Below are 7497 nucleotides of genomic sequence, written 5' to 3' on the forward strand. Positions count from 1 at the left end.
AAGTTTCGGGGGTCAGTTCATTCATTTAACGGGCTTTTTTGTAGCTATGCATTGTGAGGGCTAAGCTATATATTTTCAGGTTATATAATGCAAATAATGGCTTAAACGTTAATATTAGCGTAACGCTAAATAAGCAGAATTGGCGTAGCTGGCGCTGTTGCCATTACTACTGGTACCGTAACTGACGTTTTGAATGCCGCCATTGTTTGCGGTGTTACTAGAATTATTGGCGTTCATGGTATTACCCAATAGCGCTGAATCATTCTTATACAAGCTATGGTAGCGACTCATCACGTTTTTGACGTAATTGCGGGTTTCTTTAAAAGGCGGGATACCGTTATATTTATCGACGTTACCTTCTCCCGCATTATAACCTGCCACCGCAAACTCAACATTGTTATTAAAGCGGCGCATCAGCCAAGCAATATATTTAGCCGAACCTTCGATATTTTCAGCTGGATTCCATGCATTACTGACTTTAAAGCGGCGTGCGGTAGCAGGCATCAATTGCATTAAACCTTGGGCACCGACAGGTGAGCGTGCATTGGGATTAAAAGCAGACTCTGTATGCATCATGGCTTTCATCAGCGCAGGATCAACGCCATGACGCTCGGCAGAGGCACGGATATAATTATCATAAGAATTACGGCTACCGCTACTACTCGCAGCACTGCTACCGTAATCATTGCTATAACTGCTTCCAGCATTGTAGGCATTTGAATTTTTATAATAAGTAGTTTTTACTTTTTTATTAAATTTATCAAAATTACCACTGGGATTGACGTTAGTAAGAAGTACTTGTCCGCCTTTATCTTTATAAATATACATGTTTCCCGCTTGAGCAGCGATAGGTAAGCTAGATAAAGCAATGGCAGAGAGTAAAAGGGGTGACAAGCAGCGCGTCATTAACGGGGCAATATTTATCATAGGGTTATCACTTTTTATTGAGTAAGAGCAAATTGCTTTGCCTATAAGCGCCTAAGATTGCGCGTCAAAGCGGTTATCGCGTCTGTAGGATTTATAGCGCTCAAATAAGCTACCTAAGAAATCGCGTCTAACAAAACCACTTGCAAAAGCTACAAAAAATAATAGTTGCTTACTATAACACAAAATAAGTTTTTGCTATATCTGAATACGTGAAAGCGCGGTTAAAAGCTCATTTATTTTGTAAAAAAGCTGAATAAAATCAAGATAGTAATAAAATGAGGATGGTTAAGTGGTTTATAACAGCAAGGTTTGAGCTTTTTTTTGCCATAAAAATTGTTAAGAAATAACGTTAGAAATGCTATTAATTTTGGCGAAAAAAACCCCATCAAGAAGGATAGGCTTTAATAGCTTTGAGATTAAGGTAAAATATTTTAAACCGACAAGGCGCTAATAAAAATAGGCACCCAGACGGCGGTGACCAAACCATTAACGGCTAAGCCAAAGGCGGCATAACGTCCAGCGGTATGACTGATTTGCCATGCCTCTACTGTGCCAAACGCATGCGCCGCTAGGCCAAGTGCTAAACCTTTGGCGCGATCATCATCAATACCGCGAAATAAGAAACGTGCTAAGGTGCCGCCAATTAGTCCTGAAACGATAATGATTAAGTTTGCTAATGCCAGCGGTGCTTTAATCAAACCTGCCACGCTCAGACCAATCGGTGTGGTTACTGAACGGGTAGCAAATGCTAGGATGGTCTCGTGACTGAGGGAGAATAAATAGGCCAATGACATAGGAAGTAAAGCACCAACTACACTTGCCAACGCTACAATCATGATAAGCTTTTTAACTGGTAAATCTTTAAAATTCATCGCTGCTAACGGTACAGCCAATAATACCGTCACGTAGCCTAATAAATGGTCAAATACTGGTTTCGCCGCGCTATAATAATGGTTGTAATCCCATTGCAAAATAAACAAAAATAGCAGTACTAGGACCAAAGCAGTAATGACCATGGGCAACCACGACATCTTGCGTGCAAGAACGCGGGCAATAACATGGGCAGCCAAAGTTAATAATATCGCAGCAAGGGTCGCTGAAAACACACTATCAAAACTCATAACGTTGCCTTGTTTCTACAGCTTAATGCTGTCCCTTTTGCGTATCGATGTTGAGACTGTCGGTATCTCTACTATTACTGAGGGAGCGATTGGCTAAGATAGCCAGTCCCCAAATTGGGATAAGGGTACTGATAATCATCGTCAACATCACCCCCCAAAACTCATCACCTAACGTGAATAGTAGCAAACCTGCTCCAGCAGAAACGGGCAAAAAGGCAAACCCACTATCGACCAGCAAAGTGTTGCTTGCTTGGGTTAGCCAGTGAGGTAGCCCTCTTATAAGTCGCCAAACAACTAGAATAACGAACATCGTTAAGAGGCCGACGATGTTAGCCGCTTTTTCGATTCCCACCCATTGGCAAACGACGACTGCGGACTCACGAACCACCACGACCATTATCAGCGTTAATATGAGCGCCATCCATAAGGGTGTGTTGGAGGTAGAAGTAGACCTCATAAGAAAACCTAGCCAAGTTAGATATAAAAAGATCAGATATAAAAAGAGATGCACTTTAACGAAGATGTTTTAACGGATGCATTTTAGTGCAAGCATAGAGGCAGATTATATAGAGAGTAGGCGAACTAATAAAGTCTAGCTAAGAATTGCGGATGCAATGAGACTACGATGTATTTTTTAAATGGTTCATTAAAAATGCTAAGCGTAAGTCATATAAAAAAGAACGTTATCCTTTGATAGCGTCCTTTTTTAAAACTCAGTTTTGGGCAGAGGGTTTCAGGCAAGGCGGTCTAACTCTGCGAATCAGATTCTTCTGCGGTAGAATTTGACGCTTCAAACTCAGCAAAGGCATTCTCTTCCTCTGGCGTTAAAGAGGCTAATTCATCGTCACTGTCATCTTCATCCCTTTGCTCAAACGGCTCAAGTATCGGCATCAACAACGTTGCTTGTGCCAACGGCAACACATCTAACGGATTCAAATTGGCTTGACCCAATAGCTGTTTGAGTCTGTCACTTGGCAGGCGAATGGTTAAGCATTCGTGGCCATTATCATCATAGCTTTCCTCTAAAATTACGCCAAGCTCATACAAGGTATTTTTAAAGTTACCTGCATTATAGGGCAGGGTTAAATCAAAGGTGGTCAAAGCGCCCGTTAACAATTGCTGGACGGCAAGTGATAGCTCTTCCATGCCTAGGTTTTCACGAGAAGAGACATAAACCCGATTCGGTTGACCTTCTTTTGCATAACCAATGTGCACAGGCTCATCGGTCAAATCAATTTTATTATAAACATTTAATACAGGCACATCGTTATCAATCTCTGCCAGCACGTTTTTCACCGCTTGGATCTGCTCATGCATGTCTTCACTTGAAGAGTCGATTACGTGAAGCAATAGATCGGCTTCTAATGTTTCTTCTAATGTTGCATGAAACGACTCAACCAGCTCATGCGGCAAATGGCGGACAAATCCAACCGTATCGACCAACACCACGCGACCAACCCCTTGCCAGTCGAGGCGACGCAAAGTCGGGTCGAGCGTAGCAAACAGTTGGTCAGCGGCGTAAATATTTTCATCGACCAAGCGATTAAATAAAGTAGATTTGCCAGCATTGGTATAACCAACGAGGGAAATGGTCGGTACGTCTGATTTTTGCCGACGAGCTCGACCTTGAGCACGGGTTTGACGTACTTTTTCCAGTTTATTTTTAAGCTGGGTTACACGTACTTGTAATAAGCGGCGATCCGTTTCAAGCTGGGTTTCACCGGGTCCACGTAGCCCAATACCACCTTTTTGGCGCTCCAAATGCGTCCAACCACGCACCAATCGCGTCGACAAGTGGTTTAACTGCGCAAGCTCAACCTGTAGCTTACCTTCATAAGTACGGGCGCGCTGGGCAAAAATATCTAAAATCAAACCCGTACGATCAAGGACGCGGCATTTTACCAAAGCTTCGATATTACGCTCTTGTGACGGCGACAAGTTATGGTTAAAAAGCACGATATCAGCGTCGTATTCGCGAACCAATTCGGCTATTTCTTGTGCTTTACCACTACCAACAAAATATTTGGCATCGGGACGCGAGCGTGAGCCTGTGACCAGTGCTAAGCGATCAGCGCCTGCCGAATCTGCGAGTAGCTCAAATTCGCTTAGATCATCGGGATCTTGAATTTGGCGGATGTCTAAATGGACGATAATGGCGCGCTCGCCACCTTCATGTCTTTCAAAATATTCCAAAGAGTATCACCTATTATTAAAGTAGATAAATCGCTATGACCGCTTTCCTGAGTATCGATATAGCTTTCATATGACCCTCTATATATGGTCTTATCACTTGATATTAAAGCGTATGTACGCAATTAGCCATGTCTTTATGTTACAGCGTTTATGGGTACATATTTTGCCCATAAGGATTTTAAGCTGAGCCTATTAACAAAAGCCACTCATAATTAAGTGTACAAGTCATCACTGAGTAAATAAATTTTGTTATACTCGTTGCGCTTGTTTACCATATATAATCATACGTTTTCTAAACCATAAGTTTTTAACCACGAGGGACAAAGATGAGCCAATCTAAGTCAGGCTTTTCACTCAAACAGCAGTTAGGGCGCGGCAAACAAATCGCTGGTATGACAACCACCATCGCTGGTGGACTGCGCGCCGCCCAACGTATCGGCGCATTCAAACAGCCGCCACGCGAAAAGCTGCCGCGCTATATTCAAGCGTTTTGCCGTAAAATGGCCGGCTCTTTTGGCGTTCAGGTCGTGGCAGTCGAGCGCGTAGAGCAACACCACGGTTTATGGGTTTCCAATCATGTGTCGTGGATGGATATTCCGGTAGTGGGAACGCTGAGTCCAGCTTTTTTCTTATCCAAAGCTGAAATTGGTGATTGGCCAATCTTTGGTAAGCTCGCTCATGCGGCAGGGACGGTATTTATCGAGCGCGGTTCCGGTGATGCAGGGTCGGTTGCGACGCAAATTGCCAATTTCTTAACCAAAGGTTTTTCCGTCATCTTTTTCCCTGAAGCGACCACCACCGATGGTAAAAAAATCAAACGCATCCACGGTACCTTACTTCAAGCAGCGATAGACGCGGACGTACCGGTACGACCATTAGTGATTGCTTACGTCAATAAAGATGGCACGTTAAGTGACGCGCTGCCTTATTATGGCAAAATGACGATGAAAGATAGCCTAAAAAAGGTGCTTGATAGTAAAGATGTGACGGCTTTTGTGTTGCCGCTTGAGCCGATAGATCCCAAAGGTTTGAGTAAAAGTCAGCTGACCGATTTATTACAAGCGCACATGCAAGAAGGCTTGGCTGAATTACATTCGCGCGTATTAACGAAAGCAGCTAAAGCATAAAACGATTTCAAATTAAGAACCATAAAAAAGCTCAATAAAAAAAGGCGCAAATCTTAGTAGCCATACCAACGATTTGCGCCTTTTTGTTTGCAATCAAATACTGGCAGTTCAGATTATTAAAACCTAAAAAACATCTGTCACGCCGTAAAGTTATGGCGACGGATTAGGATGCTGGGTATGTACCGCCTCAATCGCTTTTAGCACATCTGCGCTTAAGGTGACATTGATACTATCGATATTTGATTGCAGCTGCTCAGTGGTGGTTGCGCCGATGATATTACTGGTGACAAACGAGCGTGAATTGACAAAGGCCAATGCCATTTGCGCCATATCCAAGCCGGCATCGGCAGCGATTTTGGCGTATTGAGCGGTGGCGGCTTTTGCTTCCTCATTGGTATAGCGGGCAAAGCGGTCGTACATGGTTAAGCGTGCGCCAGTTGGACGTTTACCATCAAGATATTTACCAGATAAGACACCAAAGCCAAGCGGCGAGTAGGCAAGGAGGCCGACATTTTCACGATGGGCAATTTCTGCCATGCCAACTTCATACAGGCGATTGAGCAAACTATAAGGGTTTTGCACCGTGATAGGCGCGATTAAACCATTTTTGTCTGCTTCCCACAGATAGCGCATCAGACCCCAAGCGGTATCGTTTGATAGCCCATAAGCACGGATACGACCTTTTTTAATCTCGCTATTTAATGCTTCAATGGTTTCTAAAAATGGCGTTAAATCCTCTAAAGATTGCGCTGCCATCTCTTCGCTATAACCGCGCTGACTAAAAAAGTTCGCTTGACGTTCAGGCCAATGCAACTGATAGATGTCAATATAATCGGTTTGCAAACGCTCAAGATTGCCATCGATAGCGCTACTGATTTGCTCAGCGGTATAACGCGTCTGACCATCGCGTAAAAAATCCATCGGTGACATTTTGCTGGCAAGAATGACCTTGTCGCGTTGTTTGGTCTTATGGAACCACGTTCCCATAAAGCGTTCGGTATCGCCTTGTTTATCTTTATCAGGTGGCGACGGATACATTTCAGCGGTATCCCAAAAGTTCACGCCGGCACTAAGCGCCATGTCCATCTGAGCATGCGCATCGCTTTCGCTATTTTGCTGTCCCCAGGTCATTGTCCCTAAGCAAATTTTGGAGACCTTTTCATTCAGTTGCGGCAGTGTTTGATATTGCATCTGTTTATCCCTGTTTTTATTCTAAATAAGGTTTTATTCACAAGCAGTTTTTTATACTACATAATCTTGATACCAGTAACGCCCGGTGGAGTAACTTGGAATATTTTTACTTTAAACAGTACCGATTGACCGGCAAGCGGATGGTTAAAATCGACTTCGACTTCATCGTCATTAATGGCGCTAATGGTACCGGGAAGGGTGTTTTTGCCTTTATCTTCAAACTCGACCAACATACCGATTTCAGGATTGTCAGCGACTAAGGCAAATTGGGTGCGGCTAAAATGCTGAATGTTATCAGGGTTCCACTCACCAAATGCTTGCTCAGGCTCAAGGTGGGCGGTGCGCGTATCGCCAGCACGTAGGTTCATCAGCACTTGCTCAAAACCCGGTAAAAAGCTCTCATCGCCAACGGTCAGCGTCACTGGCTCGTCGCGGTTAAAGGTTGAATCAATCACCGTACCGTTTTCGAGCGATACTTCAAAATGCAGCTTCACAAGGCTGTCATGGGTGATGCGAATGTCTTCATTAGGAGTGATAAATTGAGAGTCGGTCATAGTAAAATGTCTTTTATAGAATAGAATTAAGAGGATTAATTATAATAAAGAGTTTAGCATAATCATTTCATTAATCACGACTCTGTCATCAATAGGTTTAAGAATAGAAATAAGGTTTTAAGTAATTCCTATAGCTTAAGTCATCGTCTAGTATGTTATTTAATATTCAACGATCCACAGTCCATTTAGCATGCCATATTTATCCATTAGAATAATTATGTTTCAACATTGAATATTTGTTGGATTACGTTTCCTTATTGTATTTAAAATGTTAATATTATTTTTAGAACTTACAGCTTTTTGGATTTTAAGTTGTTATTTTTGTCCAAGATAATACTTTAAGTAATTTATTAAGTTCAATCATCTAGGGCGTGTCATCAATTA

Annotated in this window: 7 protein-coding genes; 1 reads left to right on the forward strand and 6 read right to left on the reverse strand. The window is 42.8% G+C overall.

Annotated features, from left to right (window positions below; all coding sequences use genetic code 11):
• Nucleotides 1–114: 114 nt before the first annotated feature.
• The 4 genes from B4K26_RS10770 to hflX all read right to left on the reverse strand — a co-directional run bounded on the left by B4K26_RS10770 (nt 115) and on the right by hflX (nt 4241).
• Entirely contained in the window at nt 115–927 is an 813-nt protein-coding gene (locus B4K26_RS10770) for a lytic transglycosylase domain-containing protein (protein ID WP_296245467.1), read from the reverse strand.
• A 431-nt stretch (nt 928–1358) separates the two neighbouring features.
• Entirely contained in the window at nt 1359–2048 is a 690-nt protein-coding gene (locus B4K26_RS10775) for an LrgB family protein (RefSeq protein WP_296245468.1), read from the reverse strand.
• Between the two features lie 22 nt (nt 2049–2070).
• A complete protein-coding gene (locus tag B4K26_RS10780; protein WP_296245470.1) occupies nt 2071–2505 on the reverse strand; it encodes a CidA/LrgA family protein in 435 nt (144 codons plus the stop codon).
• Between the two features lie 290 nt (nt 2506–2795).
• Nucleotides 2796–4241, reverse strand: a complete 1446-nt coding sequence (gene hflX / locus B4K26_RS10785; protein WP_296245471.1) for a ribosome rescue GTPase HflX — start codon at nt 4239–4241, stop codon at nt 2796–2798.
• Nucleotides 4242–4567: 326 nt separating this feature from the next.
• Here hflX and B4K26_RS10790 point away from each other — a divergent pair, with 326 nt between their 5' ends.
• Nucleotides 4568–5368 carry a lysophospholipid acyltransferase family protein gene (locus B4K26_RS10790; RefSeq protein WP_296245472.1) on the forward strand — a complete coding sequence of 267 codons (801 nt, stop codon included), beginning with the start codon at nt 4568–4570 and terminating at the stop codon, nt 5366–5368.
• A gap of 150 nt (nt 5369–5518) precedes the next feature.
• Here the strand turns inward: B4K26_RS10790 and B4K26_RS10795 are convergent, their stop codons facing one another.
• Together B4K26_RS10795 and fkpB are read right to left on the reverse strand one after the other, a co-directional pair.
• Nucleotides 5519–6559 (reverse strand): aldo/keto reductase, encoded by a 1041-nt coding sequence (locus B4K26_RS10795; RefSeq protein WP_296245473.1) that lies wholly within the window; start codon nt 6557–6559, stop codon nt 5519–5521.
• Between the two features lie 56 nt (nt 6560–6615).
• The gene (fkpB, locus tag B4K26_RS10800; RefSeq protein ID WP_296245474.1) at nt 6616–7113 is read right to left on the reverse strand and encodes an FKBP-type peptidyl-prolyl cis-trans isomerase; all 498 of its coding nucleotides are present in this window, start codon (nt 7111–7113) and stop codon (nt 6616–6618) included.
• Nucleotides 7114–7497 lie beyond the last annotated feature (384 nt).

The organism is Psychrobacter sp. UBA6766 (assembly GCF_002453355.1).
Taxonomy (GTDB): domain Bacteria; phylum Pseudomonadota; class Gammaproteobacteria; order Pseudomonadales; family Moraxellaceae; genus Psychrobacter.